This is a genomic window from Elioraea thermophila (ex Habib et al. 2022), from assembly GCF_003336755.1.
GTDB lineage: Bacteria > Pseudomonadota > Alphaproteobacteria > Acetobacterales > Acetobacteraceae > Elioraea > Elioraea thermophila.
The window spans coordinates 440,302-462,911 of sequence record NZ_QMDI01000002.1 but is presented as its reverse complement, the minus strand read 5'-3'; the positions used below and the strand labels follow the sequence as shown (position 1 = coordinate 462,911).

Genomic DNA, 22,610 nt, shown 5'->3' with positions numbered 1-22,610 from the left:
ACCATGGACGTCGCGGTGATCGGCCTCGGCCGGATGGGGCTTGCCATGGCACGCCGGCTCGCCGAGCGGGGGCATGCCGTGCGGGGCTGGGACACCGCGCTCGGTCGGCGCGACGAGGCTCAAGCCGCGGGGATCGCGGTGACGGAGGAGGCCGCGGCAGGGGCTGAGGTGGTCGTGCTCTCGCTGCCCGACGACGCGGCGGTGCGGGCGGTGGCGGAGCGGCTGCCGGCGGCAGGGCTGCGCGCGAACGGCGCGATTGTGGACACGTCAACTGTCTCGCCGGCGACACCGCGCGCGCTCGCCCCGCGCTTCGCCGCCCGGGGCCTCGGCTGGATCGACGCCCCGGTTTCTGGGGGCCCAACCGGCGCTGCGGAAGGCAGGCTCCTGGTGATGGCCGGCGGCGAGGCCGAGGCGCTCGCCGCCGCCCGGCCCGTGCTCGCGGATCTCGCCGCGCAGGTGGTGCATGTCGGCGGACCCGGCGCCGGCGCGGTCGCCAAACTCGCCAACAACCTGCTCTTGGGCGCGAACCTGATCGCGGCGGTGGAAGCGATCGGGCTTGCGCGTCGCGCCGGGGTCGATCCCGCGCGCGTGCTGGAGGCGATCAACGGCGCCTCGGGCCGGTCGGCGGCGACGGAGCTGAACCTGCCGCGCTGGATCCTCTCGGGTCGCTTCGATTCGGGGTTCACCGCCGGGCTGATGCGCAAGGATCTTCGGCTCGCCGCCGAACTCGCGGCGGCGGTCGGCCTGACCGACGGGCTGGTGCTGGAGGCGGTGCGGCGCTGGCTCGCGAGCCCGGTGCCGGATGTTGCCGACTTCAACCGCGTTCCTGCCGCCCTCATCGCGGAGCCTGAGGATGAGTGAGACCGGCCCGATGCGATCCTCGCGCGCCGTCGCGCTGGCGCGCTGGCGGGAGTTGATGGGCGAGGGGGCGGTCCCCGGAGCCTGGATCGCGGGCTCCCTCGTCGCCGGCGAGGAGGAGGAGATCGCGCTCGTCGACCCCGCCACCGGGGAGGAGATCCTGCGCTACCGTGACGCTGGGGCGCGTTTGGCCGCCGAGGCGGCGCGGGCGGCGGAAGCGGGGTTCCGCGCCTGGTGCCGACTGACGGCGGCAGCGCGCGGGCGTCTTCTCTGGGGCTGGGGCGAGGCGGTGGCGGCGCACGGGGAGGCGCTCGCCGAACTCGAGGCGGCGGCCTCCGGCAAGCCGATCCGCGATTGCCGGCGCGAGGTGGCGGCGGTCGCCGACATGCTGCGCTACTGGGCGGGTTGGACGGACAAGTTCGAGGGGCGCGTCGTGCCCGTCCCGACCTCGCATCGGGTTCTCGTCACCCACGAGCCGCAGGGCGTGGTGGTCGCGATCACGCCGTGGAACGCCCCGCTGTTCACCGCCGGCTGGAACGTCGCCCCCATCCTTGCCGCCGGCAACGCCTGCATCCTCAAGCCGTCGGAACTGTCGCCGCTCACCTCGGACGCCTTCGCCGCCCTGGCCGAACGGGCGGGGTTGCCGGAGGGCGTGCTGACGGTGGTGCCCGGTTACGGCGCGACCACCGCGCAGGCGCTGCTCACCGACGCGCGGGTGGCGATGGCGACCTATGTCGGTGGCGCCGAGGGCGGGGCCGCCGTCTCGCTCGCCTGCGCGCGGCGTGGCATCCCCGTCCTGCTCGAACTCGGCGGCAAGAGCGCGAACATCGTCTTCGCCGATTGCGATCGGGAGGCGGCGCTGCGCGGGGCGCAGGCGGCGATCTTCGCCGGTTGCGGCCAGTCCTGCGTCGCGGGCTCGCGCCTTCTCGTCGAGCGCACGATCCTCGAGCGCTTCCTTGCCGACCTCGCCGGCGGGGCCTCCCAGATCGTCGTCGGCCCTCCGCTCGACCCGGCGACCGAGATGGGCCCGATTGCCAATGCGCGCCAATTCGCCAAGGTGCGGGGGATGGTGGCGGAGGCCGTGGCAGAGGGCGGGCATCTGGTCTGCGGCGGGGAGGCACCGGTCGGGATGCCGAAGGGTGGGTTCTGGCTCGCGCCGACCATCCTCGCCCCGGCTTCGGCGCAGGCGGAGGTGGTGCAGGAGGAGGTGTTCGGCCCCGTGCTGGCGGTGCTTCCCTTCGCCGACGAGGCGGAAGCGATCGCGCTCGCCAACGGCACGCGCTTCGGCCTTGCCGCCGGAGTGTGGACGCGGGACGTTTCGCGCGCGCATCGGGTCGCCGCGGCGCTGCGGGCGGGAACGGTGTGGGTCAACGGCTACCGTACCATCCACGTCTCCGTCCCCTTCGGCGGCTTCGCCGCCTCCGGCCATGGCAGGTCGTCAGGACGCGAGGCGCTTGCGGCCTACACCCGCACCAAGGCGGTCTGGATCGAGACGGCCGATCCGCCCGCGATCCCGTTCGGTCACCTTCCGCCGTAGACGGGATGGCCAGGCCGCGTCATTCTCTGGCGTGGAGCGCAACCGCCCCGACTGGGAGACCGGACGATGAAGCGACGCACGTTTCTCGGTGCCGCGGCCGCAACCCTGGCTGCCCCCTCGCTGCCGCGCGCGCAGGCCGCCCGCACGCTGAAGTTCATTCCGCACGCCAACCTCACCGTCGTCGACCCCATCTGGACGACGGCCTATGTCAGCCGCAACCACGGTTTTCTCGTCTGGGACACGCTCTATGGCCTTGACGAGCAGTATCGGCCGCAGCCGCAAATGGTCGAGGGCCACACGGTCGAGAACGACGGCAAGCTCTGGACCTTCACGCTGCGCGAGGGGTTGCGCTTCCACGACGGGGAGCCGGTGCGGGCGCGCGACTGTGTCGCTTCCATCGCGCGCTGGGCGAAGCGGGATGCGATGGGCGCGCGGCTCGCCGCACTCACCGACGAGATGGTGGCGCTCGACGACCGGCGCTTCCGCATTCGCCTCAAGCGACCCTTCGGCCTGATGCTCGATGCGCTGGCGAAACCGCCCTCGAACGTGTGCTTCATCATGCCCGAACGGGTGGCGGAGACGGACGCCTTCACCCAGATCAGGCCGGAACAGATCATCGGCTCCGGCCCCTTCACCTTCAAGCGCGACGAGTTCGTCGCCGGTTCGCGCGTGGTGTACGAGCGCTTCGCCGGCTACCAGCCGCGGGCCGGCGGCACGGCCTCCGGCACGGCGGGGCCGAAAGTGGTGCATTTCGATCGCGTCGAATGGCACATCATCCCGGACTTCGCGACCGCCGCCGCCGCCATCCAGTCCGGCGAGGTCGACTGGTGGGAGAATCTCACCGCCGACCACATCCCGATCCTGTCGCGCAACCGCAACGTCAACATCTTCACCCCCGACCCGCTCGGCTCGATCTCCATCCTGCGGCCGAACTTCCTCACCGTGCCGACGAACAACAAGCTGTTCCGCCAGGCGCTGCTGCGCGCGGTGAACCAGGCCGACTACATGGCGGCGGTGATGGGGGCCGATCCCAAGTACTGGAAGACCGGGGTTGGCGTGTTCACGCCGGGCACGCCGCTTGCCACGGATGTCGGGCTCGACGCGATGAAGGGCGATCTGAACGAAGCCCGCCGGCTGATCCGCGAGAGCGGCTACAATGGCGAGCGCATCGTCCTGCTCGCCACCACCGACATCGCCTCCCTCGTCGCGCTGAGCCAGGTGACGGGCGACCTGTTGCGGCGCCTCGGTCTCAACGTCGACTACCAGGCGATGGACTGGGGCACGGTGGTGCAGAGGCGCGCCTCGCGCGAGCCGATCGACCGGGGCGGCTGGAACATCTTCTGCACGAACTGGGCCGGGCTCGACCACATCAATCCCGCCGGCCACCATGCGATGCGCGGCTCCGGCGCGCAGGCTTGGCCCGGCTGGCCGGACATCCCGCGCATCGAGGAGCTGCGCGAGGCATGGTTCGATGCGCCCGATCTCGAGGCGCAGAAGCGGATCGCCGCCGAAATCCAGAAGGTGGTGCTGGAGGAGGTGCCCTACATCCCGCTCGGCCAGTTCTTCCAGCCGCTCGCGCACCGGCGCAGCATCACGGGCGTGATGCAGCCGTTCGGCATTCCGGTGTTCTGGAACGTGCGTCGCGCCTGATCGTTCGCACACCTCCGATTGCCCCTTGGCGACGGCCGAAGCGGGGCGCTACTGTGTTTCGCAACGAATGCCACCCGGCGCATGTGCGAACGGGATGGTCACAGGGAGGCCTACGCGGTCGCGCAGGCCGGTTGCGTCACTGGGCAGGCGGGCAAGGGACCGAAACATGAATCGTCGCAGCGTTCTCAAGGGGGCGGCAGCGTTCGCGGCCGGGGCGGCGGCAGGGTTGCCGCGCCCGGCGATCGCGCAAGGAGCCACCCGCGTGCTCCGTTTCGTTCCGCAAGCGAACCTCGCCAATTTCGACCCGATCTGGGGCACCCAGTTCGTCGTCCGCAACGCCTCGATGCTGGTGTGGGACACCCTCTACGGCATCGACAACACCTTCACGCCGCGCCGGCAGATGGTGGAGTCCGAGGAGGTCTCGGCTGACGGCCTGACCTGGACTTTCCGGCTCCGACCCGGCCTGCGCTGGCACGACGGCGAGCCCGTGCTGGCGCGGGACTGTGTGGCGAGCCTCGAGCGCTGGATGGTGCGCGACGGGATGGGGCAGATGATCCGCGCCCTGCGCCAGGAACTGGTGGCGGTGGATGACCGAACCTTCCGCCTCAGGCTCTCCGCGCCCTACCCCAAGCTCCTGTTCGCGCTGGGCAAGAACAACACGCCGATCGCCTTCATGATGCCGGAGCGGATCGCCAAGACGGATCCGTTCCAGCAGATCACGGAGTTCGTCGGTTCGGGCCCGATGCGGTTCAACCGCGCCGAGTGGGTGCCGGGCGCGCGCGCGACCTGGAGCCGCTTCGAACAGTATGTGCCGCGCGAGGAGCCGCCGAACTGGCTTTCCGGCGGCAAGCGCATGCTGGTCGATCGCATCGAGTGGATCATCCAGCCCGACCCTGCCACGGCCGCGGCGGCGTTGCAGGCCGGCGAGGTCGATTGGTGGGAGACACCGCTCACCGACCTCATCCCGGTGCTGCGCCGCAACCGCAACATCCGCATCGACATCGCCGACCCGCTCGGCAATGTCGGCTGCCTGCGCTTCAACCATCTCCACCCGCCGTTCAACGACGTCCGCGCGCGCCAGGCCGTCGCTTGGGTGGTGAACCAGGCCGACTTCATGCGCGCGGTCGTCGGCGGCGATGACGGCCTGTGGCGGCCGATGTACAGCTACTTCACGCCGGAGACGCCGAACTACACCGAGGCCGGTGCCGAGATCCTGAAGAACCCGCGCGATCCGGCGACGGCGCGAAGGCTTCTGCAGGAGGCGGGCTACACCGGCGAGCCGGTGGTGATGCTGGTGGCGCAGGACCTCGCGCCACTCTCCGCCATGGGCCAGGTGGCGAATGCGCTCCTGCGCAGCATCGGCATGAATGTCGACTACGTCGCCACCGACTGGGGCACGGTGGGCGCGCGGCGGGCGAGCCGCGAACCGCGTGAGCGCGGCGGGTGGAACATCTTCTTCACCTGGTTCGCTGGTGCCGACTGCACCAACCCGGCGAGCTACTTGGGGCTTCGTGCGCACGGCGAAGGGGCGTGGTTTGGCTGGCCGAACGATCCGGCGATAGAACGGGGGCGCGACAAGTGGTTTGCCGCGCGCAACGCGGAGGAAGAGCGCGCCGCCTGCGAGGAGATCAGCCGCGCAGCGATGATCAGCCAGCCCTTCACGCCGACCGGCTTCTACCGCGCCTACCAGGCGTGGCGGACGAACGTCTCGGGCATCGTGCCAGGGCCCCTGCCCTGGTTCTGGGGGGTGTCGAAGTCCTGACGGGGAGGCTCTCATGAGGCGGCGAGACTTCCTCGGCGCGACGGTCGCGGGAGCGGCGGCACTCGCCGCGCCGGCGGTGCACGGTCAGGCGTCGGCGGCGCGCGTCCTGCGCATCGTGCCGCAGGCCAACCTCACCAGTCTCGATCCGATCTGGACCACGGCCACCATCACCCGGACTCATGCCTATCTAGTTTATGACACGCTGGTGGGCATGGATTCTTCGTTCCAGCCGCGGCCGCAAATGGCGGAAGGCTGGACGATCGAGGACGACGGCAAGGTCTACACCTTCACCCTGCGCGAAGGGCTGCGGTTCCACAACGGCGAGGCGGTGACCGCGCGCGATGTGGTCGCCTCCATCAAGCGATGGTGGGCCCGCGACGGCTTCGGCCAGGAGATCGCCAAGCGCCACGCGAGCCTCGTCGCGCTCGACGATCGACGCCTGCGGCTGACGCTGCAAAAGCCGTTCGCGCTCACCCTCAAGGCGCTCGGCAAGGCGAACGCGTCCCCTTGCTTCGTGATGCCGGAGAGCGTCGCCAACACAGACCCGCACACGCAGATCACCTCGGCGATCGGATCGGGACCGTATCGGTTCGTGCGCGAGGAGTGGAACCCGGGCTCGCGCGTCGTCTATGCGCGGTTCGAGGGTTACGTGCCACGGCAGGAGCCGACGGATTGGACGGCGGGCGCGAAGCTCGCCAACGCCGAGCGCATGGAATGGCACATCATTCCCGACCCGGCGACGGCGGGAGCGGCGCTGCAGTCCGGGGAGGTCGATTTCTGGGAGATCCCCCTCCACGACCTGCTGCCCGTACTCCGCCGCAACCGCAACATCGAGGTGGTGGTGCGCGATCCGATCGGGTCGGTCGGGATGCTGCGCTTCAACCACCTGGTGCCGCCCTTCGACAATCCTGCTCTCCGTCGTGCCCTGATGCTGGCGGTCGATCAGGAGAACTACCTGCGCGCCGTGGTGGGCGACGATCCCGGGATGTACGCCACATCGTACAGCTTTTGGTCGCGTGGCAGCCCCATGCATACCGAGGAAGGCTCCGAGCCCCTGCGGGTGAAGAGCCTGGAGCGCGCGCGGGCGGCCCTGCGCGAGGCGGGCTATGCTGGGCAGCGGGTCGTGCAACTTCATGCCTCGGACTTTCCGACCCTGGCCGCGCTCAGCCAAGTGACCGCCGACCTGCTGCGACGCCTCGAGATCAATCTCGAGTTCGTCGCCACCGACTGGGGAACGGTGGTGCAGCGGCGCGCCTCGCGCGAGCCGATCGAGCGCGGCGGTTGGAACATCTTTCACACCACCTGGTCGGGGCCGGATTGGTTCGACCCCGCCTCGACGCTTGCGATGCGTGCGAACGGCACCGGCGCGTGGTTCGGCTGGCCGACCAGCGAGCGCATGGAGGCCTTGCGCGAGCAATGGTTCGAAGCGCCGAACCAAGCCGAGCAGAAACGGATCGCGACGGAGATCCAACGCGAAGCGTTTCGCGTCGTGCCCCACATTCCGCTCGGGCACTTCCTCAGCCCCTCCGCCCACCGGCGCAACGTGACGGGCGTGATCAAGAGCCCGATCGTGCTCTTCTACAACATGGGCAAGAGTGCCTGAGAGACGGTGCGGCGCTGGTATTGGCCGGGGCTCGGGGGTCGAGGGGCCTTGCTTGCTTGCCACCTTGAGGCGACTTCGATGACGACACCGGCAATCTGAAGAGACACGCAGAGCCATGCTCGCCTATGTCGTCAGACGCGTCCTCGCCACCATCCCGGTGATGCTGGTGGTCGCGTTCGTCGTCTTTTCCATGCTCATGCTGGCACCGGGCGACCCTGCCGCGGTGATCGCCGGCGACCAGGCGACCCCCCAGGACGTCGAGCGCATCCGCCAGGCCCTCGGGCTCGATCGTCCGTTCTTCGTGCAATTCGCCGATTTCCTCTGGCGCCTCGTGCATCTCGACCTCGGCACCTCGATCTTCACCAACCTCCCCGTCACGCACATGATCGCGCAGCGGATCGAGCCCACGCTTGCGCTCATGGTGCTGACCATCGTGCTCGCCGTTTCGGTCGCCGTGCCGCTCGGTGTGGTGGCCGCCTGGAAGGCGGGCTCCTGGATCGACCGCGGCGTGATGCTGTTCGCCGTGTTCGGCTTCTCCGTCCCCGTCTTCGTCGTCGGCTATCTGCTCGCCTATTTCGTCGCGCTCGAATGGGAGCTCCTTCCCGTTCAGGGCTACACGCCGCTGAGCCAGGGTTTCCTGCCCTTCCTCGAGAACCTGATCCTGCCGGCGATCGCCCTCGGCACCGTGTACATCGCGCTGATCGCGCGCATCACGCGGGCGACCATGCTCGAGGTGCTCGCGCAGGACTACATCCGCACCGCGAGGGCGAAAGGGCTCGGCACGCGGCCGATCCTGTTCCTGCATGCGCTGAAGAACGCCGCGGTGCCCATCAGCACCGTCGTCGGCATCGGCATCGCGCTCCTCATCGGAGGCGCGGTGGTGACCGAAAGCGTGTTCGCGATCCCGGGGCTCGGGCGGCTGACGGTCGACGCCATCCTCCGCCGCGACTACCCCGTGATCCAGGGAGTCGTGCTGTTGTTCAGCTTCGTCTACGTGCTGATCAACCTGCTGATCGATCTGCTCTACACCCTGTTCGATCCGAGGATCCGCTATTGAGCCCCGATACGGCCGTCGCTGCCGCCCCCGCCGCGGTCGAGGTGTTCGCGGAGGAACCGCGGCGCGGGCGCGTGCGCACCTTCCTCCGCCGCCACCCGTCGATCGTGCTCGGCGGCGCGATCCTCGCGCTGATGGTCGCAATCGCCATCCTCGCTCCCTATCTCTGGACCACCGATCCGCAGGCACTCGCGCCACGGCTTCGCGTTCGCCCGCCGTCGGCCGAGTTTTGGTTCGGCACCGACATGCTGGGGCGCGACATCTACTCGCGCGTGCTCTACGGCACGCGGGTGTCTTTGATCGTCGGGTTTTCGGTAGCACTCCTCGCCTCCCTCGCGGGCCTCGCCATCGGCCTGATCTCGGGCTTCATCCGGCTCGCCGACGGCATCATCATGCGGGTGATGGACGGGCTGATGTCGATCCCGCCCATCCTGCTCGCGATCGCCCTGATGGCAGCGACGCGCGGTTCGGTCGAGAACGTCATCATCGCCATCACCATCGCCGAAATCCCGCGCGTCTCGCGCCTGGTTCGGGGGGTGGTCCTTTCGTTGCGCGAACAGCCCTATGTCGAGGCGGCGATCGCCGCCGGCACCACCACGCCGCGCATCATCATCCGGCACATCCTGCCGAACACGCTCGCGCCGCTCACCGTTCAAGCGACCTACATCTGCGCCTCGGCGATGATCACGGAGGCGATCCTTTCCTTCATCGGCGCCGGCACGCCGCCGATCATCCCGTCCTGGGGCAACATCATGGCCGAGGGAAGGGCGCTGTGGCAGGTCGCGCCCTACATCGTGTTCTTCCCGGCCGTGTTCCTCTCGCTCACCGTGCTGTCGGTGAACCTGCTCGGCGATGGGCTGCGGGATGCGCTCGATCCGCGGATGGCGAAGCGGGTATGACGACTTCGATGGCCGACCGTCTGCTCGAGGTGGAGGATCTGCGCACCCACTTCCGCACGCCCGATGGCGTGGTGCGGGCGGTCGACGGGGTGTCTTTCCACATCGCGGCCGGAGAGACGCTCGCCGTCGTCGGCGAATCGGGCTGCGGCAAGTCCGTCACCTCGATGTCGATCCTGCGCCTCATTCCGGAACCACCGGGCAAGGTGACGGGGCGGATCATGTTTCGCGGCCGTGATCTGCTGTCGCTTTCCGAGCGCGAGATGCGGCAGATCCGCGGCAACGAGATCAGCATGATCTTCCAGGAGCCGATGACGTCGCTCAACCCGGTGCTGACGGTGGGGCGGCAGATCCGCGAGACGCTGAAGCTGCATCAGGGGCTGGATGATCGGGCGGCGGAGGCGCGCGCCATCGAGATGCTCGACCTCGTACACATCCCGGAAGCCCGGCGGCGCGTGAAGGAGTACCCGCACCAGCTTTCGGGCGGCATGCGCCAGCGCGTGATGATCGCCATGGCGCTCGCCTGCAACCCGAAGCTCCTGATCGCCGACGAACCGACCACGGCGCTCGACGTCACCATCCAGGCCCAGATCCTCGACCTGATGCGCGAATTGAAGGCGAAGGTGGGCGCGGCGATCCTGCTCATCACGCACGATCTCGGCGTGGTGGCCGAGATGGCGAAGCGCATCGTCGTGATGTACGCCGGCCGCAAGGTCGAGGAGGCGCGCGCGAACGATCTGTTCCGCACGCCGCGCCACCCCTACACGCGGGGGCTCCTCGGCGCAGTGCCGAAGCTCGGCTCCTCGCTCGCCTCCGACGCGCCGTCGCGTCTTGCCGAAATTCCCGGCATCGTGCCGAACCTGAAGAAGCCGATCATCGGCTGCGCCTTCGCCTCGCGTTGTACGGAGGCGACCGAGCTCTGCCGCAAGGTGGCACCTCCCATCGAAGCGAAAGCGCCCGGACATTTCGTCGCCTGCCACCACGCCGCACGCGAGGCGGTCGCTGCATGAGCGCCACCACCGCCTCGCGACCGCTGCTCGAGGTCAACGACCTCAAGAAGCACTTCCCGATCCGGGCCGGCTTCTTCTCCGGCATCACCGGCTACGTCTACGCCGTCGACGGCGTGTCGTTCTCCATCGCGCGCGGCGAGACGCTCTCGCTCGTGGGTGAATCGGGGTGCGGCAAATCCACGGTGGGGCGCACCGTGCTGCGGCTCCTGGAACCGACGGCAGGCCAGGTGCTGCTCGACGGCGTGCGCATCGACGACCTCTCGCCGGGCCGGCTGAGGCCACTGCGGCGGCGGATGCAGGTCGTGTTCCAGGACCCGTTCTCCTCGCTCAACCCGAGGCTGAAGGTGCGCGACATCCTGGCCGAGCCGATCACCAATTTCGGCTTGGCGACATCACGCTCCGAACTCGACGACCGCATCGCCGACCTCTTGGACAAGGTGCGCCTGCCGCGCGATGCGATGAACCGCTTCCCCCACGAATTCTCCGGCGGTCAGCGGCAGCGGATCGGCATCGCCCGCGCGCTCGCCCCGGGGGCGGATTTGATCATCTGCGACGAGGCCGTCTCCGCCCTCGACGTCTCGGTGAAGGCGCAGATCGTGAACCTGCTGTCCGACCTTCAGCGCGAACTCGGCCTCTCGCTCCTGTTCATCAGCCACGACCTGGCGATCGTCGAGCATCTCACTCATCGGGTCGCGGTGATGTACTTGGGCAAGATCGTCGAGATCGCCGACAAGCGCACGCTGTTCTCCGCGCCGAAACACCCCTACACGGAGGCGCTGCTTTCGGCCGTTCCGGTGCCGGATCCGACCGCGAAGCGCAACCGCATCATCCTGTCGGGCGACGTGCCGAGCCCCATTCGCCCGCCCCCCGGCTGCCGTTTCCATACCCGTTGCCCGCGCGCCTTCGACCGCTGCCGGGTCGAGGAACCGCCCTTGCGCGCGGTCGGGCCGGGTCACGTGGCCGCCTGCCACCTGCACGACCCGCGTGGCCTCGCGCAGGCCGCTTGACGCCGCTCCCCCCCGCTGGCGACACTCGCGCCCAACGGAAGGCGGCCGAGGCGCGAGGGCCGCGACAGCGAAGAAGGGAGACGCCGCATGCCGAAGGTCTCGCTGACCGTCAACGGCAAGCCTGTCACCGTCGAGGTGGAGAACCGCACGCTGCTCGTCGAGATGCTGCGCGAGCAGCTCCGTCTCACCGGCACTCATGTCGGCTGCGACACGAGCCAGTGCGGGGCCTGCGTGGTTCATGTGAACGGGGCGTCCGTGAAGTCGTGCACCATCCTCGCGGTGCAGTGCGAGGGCGCCGAGGTGCTGACCATCGAGGGGCTCGCCTCACCGGACGGCACCCTGCATCCGATGCAGGAGGCGTTCCGCGAGTATCACGCCCTGCAATGCGGCTTCTGCACGCCCGGCATGGTGATGAGTGCGATCGATCTCGTGCAGCGCAACCCGCAAGGCCTGTCCGACCGCGAAATCCGCGAGGGGCTCGAGGGCAATCTCTGCCGCTGCACGGGCTACCACAACATCGTCCGCGCCATCGCCGCCGCCCAGGTGGTGATGCACGGCAAGGCGAAGGAACTTCCGCGCGCGGCCGAGTGAGGGGCCGCATGCCGCGCGCTCGCGGGGCGCGCCAACAACGACGGAAGGCGGCGCGATCGACGCTGTCATGAAAGAACCGAGGGAGACCGTCCATGGGCTTCGAGGGCATTGGCGCGAGTGTGCGGAGGCGTGAGGACCTCCGCTTCCTCTCCGGGCGCGGCACCTACACCGACGACATCAACCGACCCAATCAGACCTATGCGGTGATCCTGCGCAGCCCGCATGCGCATGCGCGGATCCGTGCCATCGACACGACCCGCGCACGCGCTGCCCCGGGCGTGCTGGCGGTCTTCACCGGGGCGGACATGGCCGCCGACAAGGTCGGTGGGCTGCCGTGCGGCTGGCAGGTGAAGAACAAGGACGGCAGCCCGATGGCGGAACCGCCGCACCCGGTGCTCGCGGTCGGCAAGGTGCGCCATGTCGGCGATCCGGTGGCGGTGGTCATTGCGGAGACGAAGGCTGAGGCGCGCGACGCGGCCGAACGGATCACCATCGAGTGGGAGGTGCTGCCGGCGGCGGCGACCATCGAGGCGGCGTTGCAGCCCGGTGCGCCGCTCGTCCACGACGATGTTCCGGGCAACGTCTGCTATGATTGGCACTTGGGCGACAAGGCCGCCGTGGAGGCGGGCTTCGCCAAGGCGCACAAGGTCGCGCGGCTCGAGCTCGTCAACAACCGCCTGATCCCGAACGCGATGGAGCCCCGCTGCGCGGTCGGCGAATACGATCCCGCGACCGGTGACTACACGCTGTGGACGACGAGCCAGAACCCGCACGTCATCCGGCTGTTGATGGGCGCCTTCGTGCTGAACATCCCGGAACACAAGCTGCGCGTCGTTGCGCCCGACGTCGGCGGCGGGTTCGGCTCGAAGATCTATCATTACGCCGAGGAGGCGATCGTCACCTGGGCGGCGGGCAAGCTGAAGCGGCCGGTGAAATGGACGGCCGACCGGACCGAATCCTTCATGTCGGATGCGCACGGGCGCGATCACGTGACGCACGCCGAACTCGCCCTCGATGAGCACGGGCGGTTCCTCGCGCTTCGCGTGCGCACGCTCGCCAACATGGGCGCCTATCTTTCGACCTTCGCGCCCTGCGTGCCGACCTACCTCTACGCCACGCTGCTTGCGGGTGTTTACACCACGCCCGCGATCTATGCCGAGGTGAAGGCCGTCTTCACCAACACCGTCCCCGTCGACGCCTATCGGGGTGCGGGGCGGCCTGAGGCGACCTTCCTGCTCGAGCGCCTGGTCGACATCGCTGCCCTCGAGATGGGCATGGACCGGGTGGAGATCCGCCGGCGCAACTTCATCCCGAAGGATGCGTTTCCGTATCAGACGCCGGTCGCGCTGCAGTACGACAGCGGAGACTATCACCGCACGCTGGACGAGGCGCTGCAGGCCTCCGGCTGGCATACCTTCGAACAGCGTCGGGCCGAGGCGGCACGACGCGGCAAGCTGCGCGGCATCGGCATCTCCACCTACATCGAGGCCTGCGGTATCGCGCCCTCGGCCGTCGTCGGCTCGCTCGGCGCACGCGCGGGTCTGTATGAGGTGGCGAACATCCGCGTGAACCCAACCGGCAGCATCACGGTGTTCACCGGCACGCACAGCCACGGCCAGGGGCACGAGACCACCTTCGCCCAGCTCATCGCCGACCGCTTCGGCGTGCCGATGAGCCAGGTGGAGATCGTGCACGGCGACACCGCCAAGGTTCCCTTCGGCATGGGCACCTATGGGTCGCGCTCGCTCGCGGTGGGCGGCTCCGCCATCGTCAAGGCCTCCGACAAGATCATCGCCAAGGCGAAACGGATCGCTGCCCATCTGCTCGAGGCCTCGGTGGACGACATCGAGTTCAAGGACGGCATGTTCCGTGTCGCCGGCACGGACCGAGCGAAATCCTTCGCCGAAGTCAGCCTCGCCGCCTACGTGCCGCACAACTATCCGATCGAGGAGCTCGAGCCGGGGCTCGAGGAGACCGCGTTCTACGATCCGAAGAACTTCACCTTCCCGGCCGGCTGCCACATCTGCGAGGTGGAGATCGACCCGGAGACGGGCGAGGTGGAGGTGGTGAACTTCACGGCGGTGGACGACGTCGGCCGCGTCATCAACCCGATGATCGTCGAGGGCCAGGTGCAGGGCGGGGTGGCGCAGGGCATCGGCCAAGCCCTGCTCGAGACCTGCGTCTATGACGACGCGGGCCAGCTCCTCTCGGGCAGCATGATGGACTACACCATGCCCCGCGCCGATGACCTGCCCGACATCCGCGTCGGCACGGCGGTGACGATGTGCACGCACAACCCGCTCGGTGTGAAGGGCTGCGGCGAGGTCGGCGCGATCGGCGCCCCACCGGCGGTGATCGGTGCGGTGGTCGATGCTTTGCGCGACTGGGGCGTTCGCCACATCGACATGCCGGCGACCCCGCAGAAGATCTGGCGCATCATCGAGGCCGGGCGGCAGCGCCGCGCGGCCGAGTGAGGGAAGGGGAGAGCACGCGATGTACGATTTCGCCTATCACCGTCCGGCCACGGTCGCGGAGGCCGTGAAGCTGCTCGCGGCCGATCCGGAGGCGAAGGTGATCTCCGGCGGCATGAGCCTGATCCCCGTGCTGAAGCAGCGGCTGGCGCGGCCTTCCGCGCTGATCGATCTCGGCGCGATCCCCGATCTCGTCGGCATCGCCGTCAGTGCCACCACGGTCACCATCAGGGGACGCACCACCCACGCCGCCGTCGCCGCCTCGGCCGAGGTGAAGCGCGCGATCCCGGCGCTTGCCGAGCTCGCCTCGCACATCGGCGACCCGCAGGTGCGCAACCGCGGCACCATCGGCGGCTCGATCGCGCATCACGACCCGACGGCCGACTATCCGGCGGCGGTGCTCGCGCTCGGTGCGACCGTGCACACCTCACGCCGCAGGATCGCGGCGGACGACTTCTTCACCGGCCTCTTCGCCACCGCCCTCGAGCCCGACGAGATCGTCACCGCGGTCGAGTTCCCCATCCCCGAGAAGGCGGCCTACGTGAAATTCCCCAACCCCGCCTCGCGCTACGCCATGGTGGGCGTGTTCGTCGCCAAGGGGCCGATGGGCGTTCGCGTGGCGGTGACCGGCGCAGGCGCGCACGGCGTGTTCCGCCACGCCGCGATGGAGGAGGCGCTGGCCAAGTCGTGGTCGCCGGAGGCGCTGGAGGGCATCACCACGCCGGCCGCGGACCTGAACAACGACATCCATGCGTCGCGAGAGTATCGCGCCCACTTGGTCGGCGTGATGGCGAAGCGGGCGGTGGCGAAGGCCGGCTGAACAGGCTTCCGTCGCGGCGGCCGTCCAGCGCCGGCCGGGATCGGGCACGAGGCGGAGAGCGGGCGACGGAGGGGAAGATCGGCGGGGCGGCGGCGCCTCAGGTGTCGCCGAAGCAGATCCCCAAGCCTCGGGCGACGCGAACGAGATCGCCCTGCGGGTCGACGGGGCGGGCCGGCTGGGCGGCGGTCTCCACCGGTGCATCCCCAACCCGGCCCTCGCGCCAGACCACGATCCGTCCGAACCGCCCGCTCATGGCGAGATCGACAGCATGCACGCCCATGGAGGAGGCAACCAGGCGGTCGAGCGTGCCGGGAGAGCCGCCGCGCTGCACGTGGCCAAGCACGGTGACGCGCGCCTCTGCTCCGGTGGCGCGCTCGAGGGCGGCGGCGATCCTCGCCCCCACGCCACCGAGGCGTGGCATCGCCCCCGCCGCCGAGGGCCCGGCGAGCACCGTCTCGCCCTCAGGCGACGGCACGGCCTCGGCGACCACGACGAGGGCGAAGTTCCGCCCGCGCGCGCGCAGATCGAGGATCGCGCGGGCGACCACCTCGACTCGCCAGGGGATCTCCGGGATCAGGATCACGTCCGCGCCCCCTGCCACACCGGCCGAGAGGGCGATGTGACCGGCGTCCCGGCCCATCACCTCCAGCACCATGATCCGATTGTGGCTCGCCGCCGTCGGCTGCAGGCGATCGAGCGCCTCCATCGCCACCTCCACCGCCGTGTGGTGGCCGATCGCGTATTCGGTGGCGGCGAGGTCGTTGTCGATCGTCTTCGGGATGCCGACGAAGGGAAAGCGGCCGACCTGCATCAGCCGATGCATGATGCGCATCGAGCCGTCGCCGCCGATGCCGATGATGGCATCCAGCCCCAGCCGCTCGACCCCGCGCAGCACGAGGGCGGAACGGTCCTCCTCGCCGCCACCCTCCACCGGGAAGCGGAACGGGTTGCCGCGATTCACGCTGCCCAGGATGGTGCCGCCGGCGCGCAACAGGGCGGTGTCGTTGGTCTGCCCATCGAGGGGGATGGCGCGCGGCGGATCCTCCATCAGGCCGAGCGTGCCCTGCAGGATGCCGAGCACCTCGGCCCCGTAGCCGCGGGTGGCGCGGATGGTGACGGCCCGGATGGCCGCATTGAGGCCGGCGCAATCGCCGCCGGTGGTGAGGACGCCGAGTCGCTTGATGGTGGTCATCGCCTGAACATGCCGTTGTCGGGGCCCCTCCATGCAACCCTGGCGCCGGCCGCCGCCGCCCCACGCCGACGGTCCCCGCTGTTGCGCCGTCCGCCCGCTTCGGCTATGGGGCCCGCCTCGCGCGGCGGTCGGCATCGCCGCGGCGTATCCTTGAGAGGGCGCGGCCGATGAAGAAGGACATCCATCCCGACTACCACGAGATCACCGTCGTGATGACGGACGGCTCCTCCTTCGTCACCCGCTCGACCTGGGGCAAGCCCGGCGACACGCTGCGCCTCGACATCGACCCGAAGTCGCACCCGGCCTGGACCGGGCAGCAGCGCGTGGTGATCGAGACGGCCGGTCAGGTCTCGAAGTTCAACAAGCGCTTCGCCGTCGACCTGTCCAAGATGAACATCAAGGCCGCCGCCACGGTGAACAAGGGTGGCAAGGCGCCGGCCGCCGCGGCCGCCCCCGCCAAGGGCCAGCCCGCGAAGAAGAAGAAGTGAAGCGGGCCCTGGCGGAGCTCGCCGCCGGGGGTTGAAACCGTCGCATCGCTTGCCTATTTCGGAGGCAGTCGGGGTGCCTTCGGGGCCCCGGCGGTCTGGTCAGGCTTCGGCTGACCACGGCGCTCGCAGCGCACGGGCCGAGCGGAGCCTGACCGGGCGGACCTTGCTTCGAAGAAGGAGGACCGACGATGAACACCCTCGATCTCACCCCCCTGTTCCGCGCCACCATCGGCTTCGATCGCCTCACCCGGCTGATGGAAAGCGCGCTCGCCGCCGATGCCGGCTACCCGCCCTACAACATCGAGAAGCTCGGCGAGGACCAGTATCGGCTGACCATGGCGGTCGCGGGCTTCAGCGAGAACGATCTCGAGGTGACGGTGAAGGACAACGCCCTGGTCGTCACCGGCCGGGCGCCGAAGGACGCCGAACCGCGGCAGTTCCTGCATCGCGGCATCGCCCGCCGTGCCTTCGAGCGCCGCTTCGAGCTCGCCGACCACATCGTGGTGGAGGGCGCGACCCTGGAGAACGGACTCCTGCACATCGCGCTGAAGCGCGTGGTGCCGGAGAGCCTGCGGCCGCGGCAGATCCCGATCGGCCGTGCCGCGCCCCAGGTGATCGAGACCGAGGCCAAGGCGGCCGCCTGACGGGGGACCGTTCGGCTCAGTCCGACGAGGTGACGGAGCCTGCGGCAGCCGCTGCAGGCTCCTTCGTTTCTTTGCGTGCCGCCGCACCACGCCGGGCCAGCCGACCCGCCAGCAGGAAGGCGAGCGGGTTGAGCGCGATCGAGATCAGCACGGCGGCGACGGCGAGGTCGCGCCCCGTTGCGGGCAGTAGCCCCAGTTTCAGCGCCTGATCCGCCATCACCAGCGTCAGTTCCCCGACCTGCGCGAGGGCGGCGGCGACCGTCCAGATCACCGGCCGAGGCTGGCGGAACACGACCAGGATGGCGATCGCCGCCGCCGACTTGCCGAGCACGACGATCGCGACCGTCGCTGCCACCACCAGCGGGTCGTCGATGAGGATCGCGGGGTCGAACATCATCCCGACCGCGACGAAGAACAGCACGGCGAAGGCATCGCGGAACGGCAACGACTGTTCGGCCGCGCGCGTCGCCATCCCCGAGCCGTGCATCACCATGCCGGCGAAAAAGGCGCCGAGGGCGAAACTGACGCCGAACACCTTGGCCGAGAGGAAGGCGATGCCGATCGCCATGCTCAGCACGGCGAGGGTGAAAAGCTCGCGCGACTTGAGGTGCGCCACCATCACGAGCAGCCACGGCACGGCGCGCCGGCCGAACGGGATCATCAGCGCGACGAAGAGGGCGAACTTCCCCACCGTCAGGCCGAGCGCCCAGGCGAGGTCCTCCGTCTTCGCCGCCGCGAGGCCGCCCGGCGTGCCGCCGAGGAAGCCCGCCACGCCGGGGAGCAGGACGAGGGCGACGACGACGACGATGTCCTCGACGACCAGCCAACCCACCGCGATGCGGCCCTGCGGGGAGGCGAGCGCGCCGCGCTCGGTGAGCGCGCGCAGCAGAACGACCGTGGAGGCGACGGAGAGGCTGAGGCCGAACACCACCGCGGCGGGCCAAGACCAGTCCCACTGGCGCGCCACCACGGCGCCGAGCGCGGTCGCGGTCGCCATCTGGGCGATCGCGCCCGGCAGGGCGACGCGGCGGACGGCGAGAAGCTCGGCCGGGGAGAAGTGCAGCCCCACCCCGAACATCAGCAGGATCACGCCGAGCTCGGCGAGTTCGAGCGCGGTCGCCTGGTCGCCGACGAAGCCCGGCGTGTGCGGGCCCAGCATGATGCCGGCGGCGAGATAGCCGACGATCGGCGGCAGCCGCACCAGCGCGGCGAGCGTGCCGCCGACCAGCGCATAGACGAGCCCGAGGCCGATCGTTGCGATGAGCGGATGGGCGGCGTCCATGCGGAGCGTATGCCGGAGCGGGGGGCGGGGCGCAACGCCGATGCCGCCCCCACACCTCTCCCGCCGCCGCGGCCTGCGTGCTAGAGGCCCGCCTCTGCCGCGGAGGGAGCCCGTGAGCCGCAAGTTCTACACCGTCACCTGGGACCAGTTGCATCGCGACGGCAAGGCGCTCGCCTGGAAGCTCCTCCCGCTCGGCCCCTGGCGGGGCATCGTCGCCATCACCCGTGGCGGGCTGATCCCCGCCGCCATCGTCGCGCGCGAACTCGACTGTCGGCTGATCGAGTCCGTCAGCGTCGTCACCTACGAGGAGATGGATCGCGGCGAGCCGCGCGTCACGAAACCCCCGGCGGCGGCGGGCGACGGCGCCGGCTGGCTGATCGTCGATGATCTGGTCGACACCGGCACCACCGCGCGCGCCGTGCGCGAGCTGCTGCCGAAGGCGCATCTCGCCACCGTCTACGCCAAGCCCGCCGGCAAGCCGATGGTCGACACCTACGTCACCGAAGTGAGCCAGGACACCTGGATCCTGTTTCCCTGGGACACCGAACCGCAGTTCGTGCAGCCGATCGCCAAGGCGAACGGGGTGCGCTGATGCCGGGGCTGTGGTTCGAGGAGTTCCGCGAGGGGATGGTGATCGACCATCCGATCCGCCGCACGGTGACGGATGCCGACAACGTGCTGTTCTGCGCGTTGACCATGAATCCGGCCGCGCTGCATCTCGATGCCGAGGCGATGAAGGCCTCGCCGTTCGGCCGGCCGATCGTGAACTCGCTCTACACGCTCGGGCTGATGGTGGGGATTTCCGTGCACGACACCACGCTCGGCACGGCGGTGGCCAATCTCGGCTTCGAGGAGGTGGCGTTTCCCGCGCCTCTGTTCCCGGGCGACACGATCGGCGTGCGCACCACCGTCGTCGGCGTGCGCGAGAGCCGCTCCCGCCCGGGCGAGGGCATCGTCACCTTCCTGCACGAGGCGATGAAGCAGGACGGCACGGTGGTGGCGCGCTGCCGGCGTGCCGCGCTGATGCGCAAGCGCCCCGCCGAGACGGCCTCGGCATGATCGCGCGCTCCTGGCTCTTCGTCCCCGCCGATTCCGAACGCAAACTGGCGCGTGCGGGGGAGAGCGGGGCGGGGGCGGTGATCCTCGACCTGGAGGACTCGGTCGGCCCCGACCGCAAGCCGGACGCGCGCGAGATGGCGGCGGCCTGGCTACGCGCGCGCGCCCCTCGGCCTTCCGCCTGGGTGCGGGTCAACGCGCTCGACACCGGGCTCGCCATGGCCGATCTCGCCGCCGTCGTCGCTGCGCGGCCCGACGGCATCGTGCTGCCGAAATGTTCCGGCCGCGAGGATCTCGTGCGGCTCGATGCCGCGCTCTCCGCCCTCGAGGCGCGCGAGGGGCTGGCCGAGGGGGCGATCGCGGTGCTGCCGATCGTGACCGAAACGCCTGCCGCCATGTTCGCGCTGCGCGACTACGCCGGCGCCCCGCGCCTCGCTGCCCTCACCTGGGGGGGCGAGGACCTCGCCGCCGCCTTGGGCGCGAAGGCGAACCGGCGGGAGGACGGCAGCTGGGACGAGCCCTATCGGCTCGCGCGTTCTCTCACCCTCATCGCCGCCGCCGCCGCCGGCGTGGCCGCACTCGACACCGTGTACGCCGATGCCCGCAACCTCGAGGGCTTTCGGCGCGACTGCGCGGAGGCGCGGCGGCTCGGCTTCGCCGGCCGGCTCGCCATCCACCCGGCGCAGGTTCCCATCATCGAGGAGGCCTTCGCCCCGACGGCGGAGGAGAGGGCCTGGGCGGAGGCCGTTGTCGCCGCGTTCAAGGCCGATCCCGGCGCCGGTGTCGTGTCGCTGGAGGGGCGGATGATCGACCGCCCGCACCTCGTGCAGGCGCGGCGGATCCTCGGACTCTGAGAGGTTCCCGAGCGCCGCGCGTCAGTCGACCCGCGCCCCCGCGCGCCGCACGACCTCGGCCCACGTCACGAGGTCCTTGGCCAGCATCGCGCGCGCCTCCGCCGGCCCCTGGCCCATCGGTGTGAGGCCGAGCTCCTCCACCCAGGCGACGAAATCCGGGGCCGAGATCACGTCGCGCACCGTGCGTTTCAGGCGCGCGATGATCGCCTCCGGCGTGCGCGCCGGCACGGCGAGCAGGTATCAAGTGGTGGAGACGAAGCCCGGCAGGCCGCAGGCCTCCGCCATGGTCGGCACGCCGGGAAAGGCCTTGAGGGGCGCGCGGCTGGTCACGCCGAGCAGTCGCACCTGGCCCTGGCGGAAGGGTCCGACCAGGGCCGGAGTCTGGTGCAGGAAGATGTCGACGTCGCCCGCCAGCAGCGCCTGCATGGCGAAGGGGCCGCCGCGATAGGGCACGTGCACCATCTCGACCCCGGCGGCGGCGGCGAACTGCGCCCCCGCGAGGTGGGTCGAGGTTCCGTTGCCGGTGGAGGCATAGTTCAGCGCCCCCGGCCGCGCCTTGGCTGCCGCGATCACCGCCTTGCAGTCGGTGAACTGCGGGCGCTTCTCGGGCGCGACGGTGAGCGCGTTCGGCACCTCGGCGAGCGCGATGACGGGCGCGAGGTCGCGCACCGTATCGATCGGCATCCGGGCATAGAGGGCCGGGTTGATCGCCAGCATGGCCGAGGTGGCGAAGAGGATGGTGTGGCCGTCCGCCTCCCCCTTCGCCACATGGTCCATGGCGATGTTGCCGCCGGCACCGACGCGATTGTCGACGATCACGCTCACCCCCAAGGCGCGGCCCAGCGGGTCGGCGAGGCGTCGCGAATAGATGTCGGTGCCCGAGCCGTTCGGGAAGCCGCCAACGATGGTGATGGGCTTGCCCGGCTGCGGGAACGTTTGTGCCGCGGCCGGTTGGATGAGCAACGCCGCCAGGGCGATCAGGACGAGGGCACAACGAACAGGGCGCATCGGCACCTCCCGCCTCAAGGCTTCGGCGCGTATTGTGCCCGTGATGGCGACGCACGCAACGAGCCACCGATGACCCTCTGGAACACCCCTGCCGGCCCGGTCGCGCGCGGCGGCAAGAGCGTATACGGCTGCCCGGTCGGCATCCTGATGCTGGAGGCGCGCTTTCCGCGCATCCCCGGCGACATGGGCAACGGCCTGACATGGCCGTTCCCGGTGCTGTTCCGGGTCGTGCGTGGCGCGAGCCCCGAGCGCGTGGTGCTGGAGGGGGCGCGCGGCCTGTTCGAGGACTTCGCCCGTGCCGCCGAGGAGCTCGTCTCGCTCGGCTGCGAGGGGATCACCACCAATTGCGGCTTCCTCAGCCTGTTCCAGGCTGAGCTCGCGGCCCGGGTGAGGGTTCCCGTCGCCGCCTCCAGCCTGATGCAGGTGCCGCTCGTGCAGGCGCTGCTGCCGCCGGGCCGACGGGTCGGCGTGATCACCATCTGTGCGACGACCTTGAGCGAGGCGCATCTTCGCGCCGCCGGCTGCCCGCCGGATACGCCGGTGGTCGGAGTCGAGAACGGGCGCGAACTGTTTCGTGTGCTTATCAAGGGCGAAGCCCAGGAGCTCGACCTCGGGCTCGCCCGCGAGGACATCCTGGAGGCGGGCCGGACCCTGCTGCGCAGGCACCCCGAGGTGGGCGCGGTGGTGCTGGAATGCACCAACATGCCGCCCTACGCGGCCGACTTGCAGGAGGTGCTCGGCCTACCGGTGTTCGACATCGTGAGCTTCGTCACTTGGTTCCAGGCGGGGCTTCGCCCCCGCCGCTTCCCGCCGCCGTAACGGGGGAG

Annotated in this window: 21 protein-coding genes and 1 pseudogene; 18 read left to right on the top strand and 4 right to left on the bottom strand. The window is 70.1% G+C overall.

What is annotated here, in order from left to right; translation table 11 throughout:
* The first annotated feature begins 3 nt into the window (after positions 1-3).
* From DWB05_RS04060 to DWB05_RS04005, 12 genes are all read left to right on the top strand, one after another.
* Positions 4-861 carry an NAD(P)-dependent oxidoreductase gene (locus DWB05_RS04060; RefSeq protein ID WP_114375274.1) on the top strand — a complete coding sequence of 286 codons (858 nt, stop codon included), beginning with the start codon at positions 4-6 and terminating at the stop codon, positions 859-861.
* Positions 854-2,395, top strand: coding sequence for an aldehyde dehydrogenase family protein (locus DWB05_RS04055; protein ID WP_114375272.1), 1,542 nt, complete (start codon positions 854-856; stop codon positions 2,393-2,395). The genes DWB05_RS04060 and DWB05_RS04055 overlap by 8 nt, the downstream gene beginning before the upstream one ends.
* Before the next feature lie 66 nt (positions 2,396-2,461).
* Complete coding sequence (locus DWB05_RS04050) at positions 2,462-4,045, top strand: ABC transporter substrate-binding protein (protein WP_114375270.1); 1,584 nt, start codon at positions 2,462-2,464, stop codon at positions 4,043-4,045.
* Between the two features lie 166 nt (positions 4,046-4,211).
* Complete coding sequence (locus tag DWB05_RS04045) at positions 4,212-5,807, top strand: ABC transporter substrate-binding protein (protein ID WP_114375267.1); 1,596 nt, start codon at positions 4,212-4,214, stop codon at positions 5,805-5,807.
* Positions 5,808-5,820: 13 nt separating this feature from the next.
* On the top strand, positions 5,821-7,410 hold the full coding sequence (locus tag DWB05_RS04040; protein WP_114375265.1) for an ABC transporter substrate-binding protein: 1,590 nt from the start codon (positions 5,821-5,823) through the stop codon (positions 7,408-7,410).
* Positions 7,411-7,525: 115 nt separating this feature from the next.
* The gene (locus tag DWB05_RS04035; RefSeq protein ID WP_114375263.1) at positions 7,526-8,467 is read left to right on the top strand and encodes an ABC transporter permease; all 942 of its coding nucleotides are present in this window, start codon (positions 7,526-7,528) and stop codon (positions 8,465-8,467) included.
* On the top strand, positions 8,464-9,363 hold the full coding sequence (locus tag DWB05_RS04030) for an ABC transporter permease (RefSeq protein WP_114375261.1): 900 nt from the start codon (positions 8,464-8,466) through the stop codon (positions 9,361-9,363). The genes DWB05_RS04035 and DWB05_RS04030 overlap by 4 nt, the downstream gene beginning before the upstream one ends.
* Positions 9,360-10,370, top strand: coding sequence for an ABC transporter ATP-binding protein (locus DWB05_RS04025; protein ID WP_408608464.1), 1,011 nt, complete (start codon positions 9,360-9,362; stop codon positions 10,368-10,370). Before DWB05_RS04030 ends, DWB05_RS04025 begins: the two co-directional genes overlap by 4 nt.
* Positions 10,367-11,377 (top strand): ABC transporter ATP-binding protein, encoded by a 1,011-nt coding sequence (locus DWB05_RS04020; RefSeq protein WP_114375259.1) that lies wholly within the window; start codon positions 10,367-10,369, stop codon positions 11,375-11,377. Before DWB05_RS04025 ends, DWB05_RS04020 begins: the two co-directional genes overlap by 4 nt.
* Positions 11,378-11,464: 87 nt before the next feature.
* Positions 11,465-11,968: a (2Fe-2S)-binding protein gene (locus DWB05_RS04015; RefSeq protein WP_114375257.1), complete on the top strand. Its 504-nt coding sequence runs from the start codon at positions 11,465-11,467 to the stop codon at positions 11,966-11,968.
* A 92-nt stretch (positions 11,969-12,060) separates the two neighbouring features.
* The gene (locus DWB05_RS04010) at positions 12,061-14,442 is read left to right on the top strand and encodes a xanthine dehydrogenase family protein molybdopterin-binding subunit (protein WP_114375255.1); all 2,382 of its coding nucleotides are present in this window, start codon (positions 12,061-12,063) and stop codon (positions 14,440-14,442) included.
* 19 nt (positions 14,443-14,461) lie between these two features.
* Positions 14,462-15,259 carry an FAD binding domain-containing protein gene (locus DWB05_RS04005; RefSeq protein WP_114375253.1) on the top strand — a complete coding sequence of 266 codons (798 nt, stop codon included), beginning with the start codon at positions 14,462-14,464 and terminating at the stop codon, positions 15,257-15,259.
* Between the two features lie 97 nt (positions 15,260-15,356).
* On the opposite strand, the gene DWB05_RS04000 is transcribed toward DWB05_RS04005, so the two are convergent.
* The gene (locus DWB05_RS04000) at positions 15,357-16,451 is read right to left on the bottom strand and encodes an ATP-dependent 6-phosphofructokinase (RefSeq protein ID WP_114375251.1); all 1,095 of its coding nucleotides are present in this window, start codon (positions 16,449-16,451) and stop codon (positions 15,357-15,359) included.
* Positions 16,452-16,618: 167 nt separating this feature from the next.
* Between DWB05_RS04000 and rpmE the strand changes: the two are divergent.
* Positions 16,619-16,825 (top strand): annotated as a pseudogene (gene rpmE, locus DWB05_RS14975) (50S ribosomal protein L31); the annotation flags it as partial.
* A 302-nt stretch (positions 16,826-17,127) separates the two neighbouring features.
* Positions 17,128-17,583 (top strand): Hsp20 family protein, encoded by a 456-nt coding sequence (locus tag DWB05_RS03990; protein ID WP_114375246.1) that lies wholly within the window; start codon positions 17,128-17,130, stop codon positions 17,581-17,583.
* A 16-nt stretch (positions 17,584-17,599) separates the two neighbouring features.
* Here the strand turns inward: DWB05_RS03990 and DWB05_RS03985 are convergent, their stop codons facing one another.
* Complete coding sequence (locus DWB05_RS03985) at positions 17,600-18,865, bottom strand: cation:proton antiporter domain-containing protein (protein WP_114375244.1); 1,266 nt, start codon at positions 18,863-18,865, stop codon at positions 17,600-17,602.
* 112 nt (positions 18,866-18,977) lie between these two features.
* Between DWB05_RS03985 and gpt the strand changes: the two genes are divergently transcribed.
* Genes gpt through DWB05_RS03970 form a run of 3 tightly spaced genes read left to right on the top strand, consistent with a single transcriptional unit; the run spans position 18,978 to position 20,775 of the window.
* Entirely contained in the window at positions 18,978-19,457 is a 480-nt protein-coding gene (gpt, locus tag DWB05_RS03980) for a xanthine phosphoribosyltransferase (protein WP_114375242.1), read from the top strand.
* A complete protein-coding gene (locus DWB05_RS03975) occupies positions 19,457-19,924 on the top strand; it encodes a MaoC family dehydratase (RefSeq protein ID WP_114375240.1) in 468 nt (155 codons plus the stop codon). The genes gpt and DWB05_RS03975 overlap by 1 nt, the downstream gene beginning before the upstream one ends.
* Positions 19,921-20,775, top strand: coding sequence for an HpcH/HpaI aldolase/citrate lyase family protein (locus DWB05_RS03970; RefSeq protein ID WP_114375238.1), 855 nt, complete (start codon positions 19,921-19,923; stop codon positions 20,773-20,775). The genes DWB05_RS03975 and DWB05_RS03970 overlap by 4 nt, the downstream gene beginning before the upstream one ends.
* 21 nt (positions 20,776-20,796) lie before the next feature.
* Here DWB05_RS03970 and DWB05_RS15280 read toward each other — a convergent pair whose 3' ends face one another.
* Both DWB05_RS15280 and DWB05_RS03960 read right to left on the bottom strand, forming a co-directional pair.
* Positions 20,797-21,003: a tripartite tricarboxylate transporter substrate-binding protein gene (locus DWB05_RS15280; protein ID WP_157967069.1), complete on the bottom strand. Its 207-nt coding sequence runs from the start codon at positions 21,001-21,003 to the stop codon at positions 20,797-20,799.
* A 12-nt stretch (positions 21,004-21,015) separates the two neighbouring features.
* Positions 21,016-21,783 carry a Bug family tripartite tricarboxylate transporter substrate binding protein gene (locus tag DWB05_RS03960; RefSeq protein ID WP_114375234.1) on the bottom strand — a complete coding sequence of 256 codons (768 nt, stop codon included), beginning with the start codon at positions 21,781-21,783 and terminating at the stop codon, positions 21,016-21,018.
* A gap of 69 nt (positions 21,784-21,852) precedes the next feature.
* Here DWB05_RS03960 and DWB05_RS03955 point away from each other — a divergent pair, with 69 nt between their 5' ends.
* Entirely contained in the window at positions 21,853-22,602 is a 750-nt protein-coding gene (locus tag DWB05_RS03955; protein WP_114375231.1) for an aspartate/glutamate racemase family protein, read from the top strand.
* The last annotated feature ends 8 nt before the right edge of the window (positions 22,603-22,610 follow it).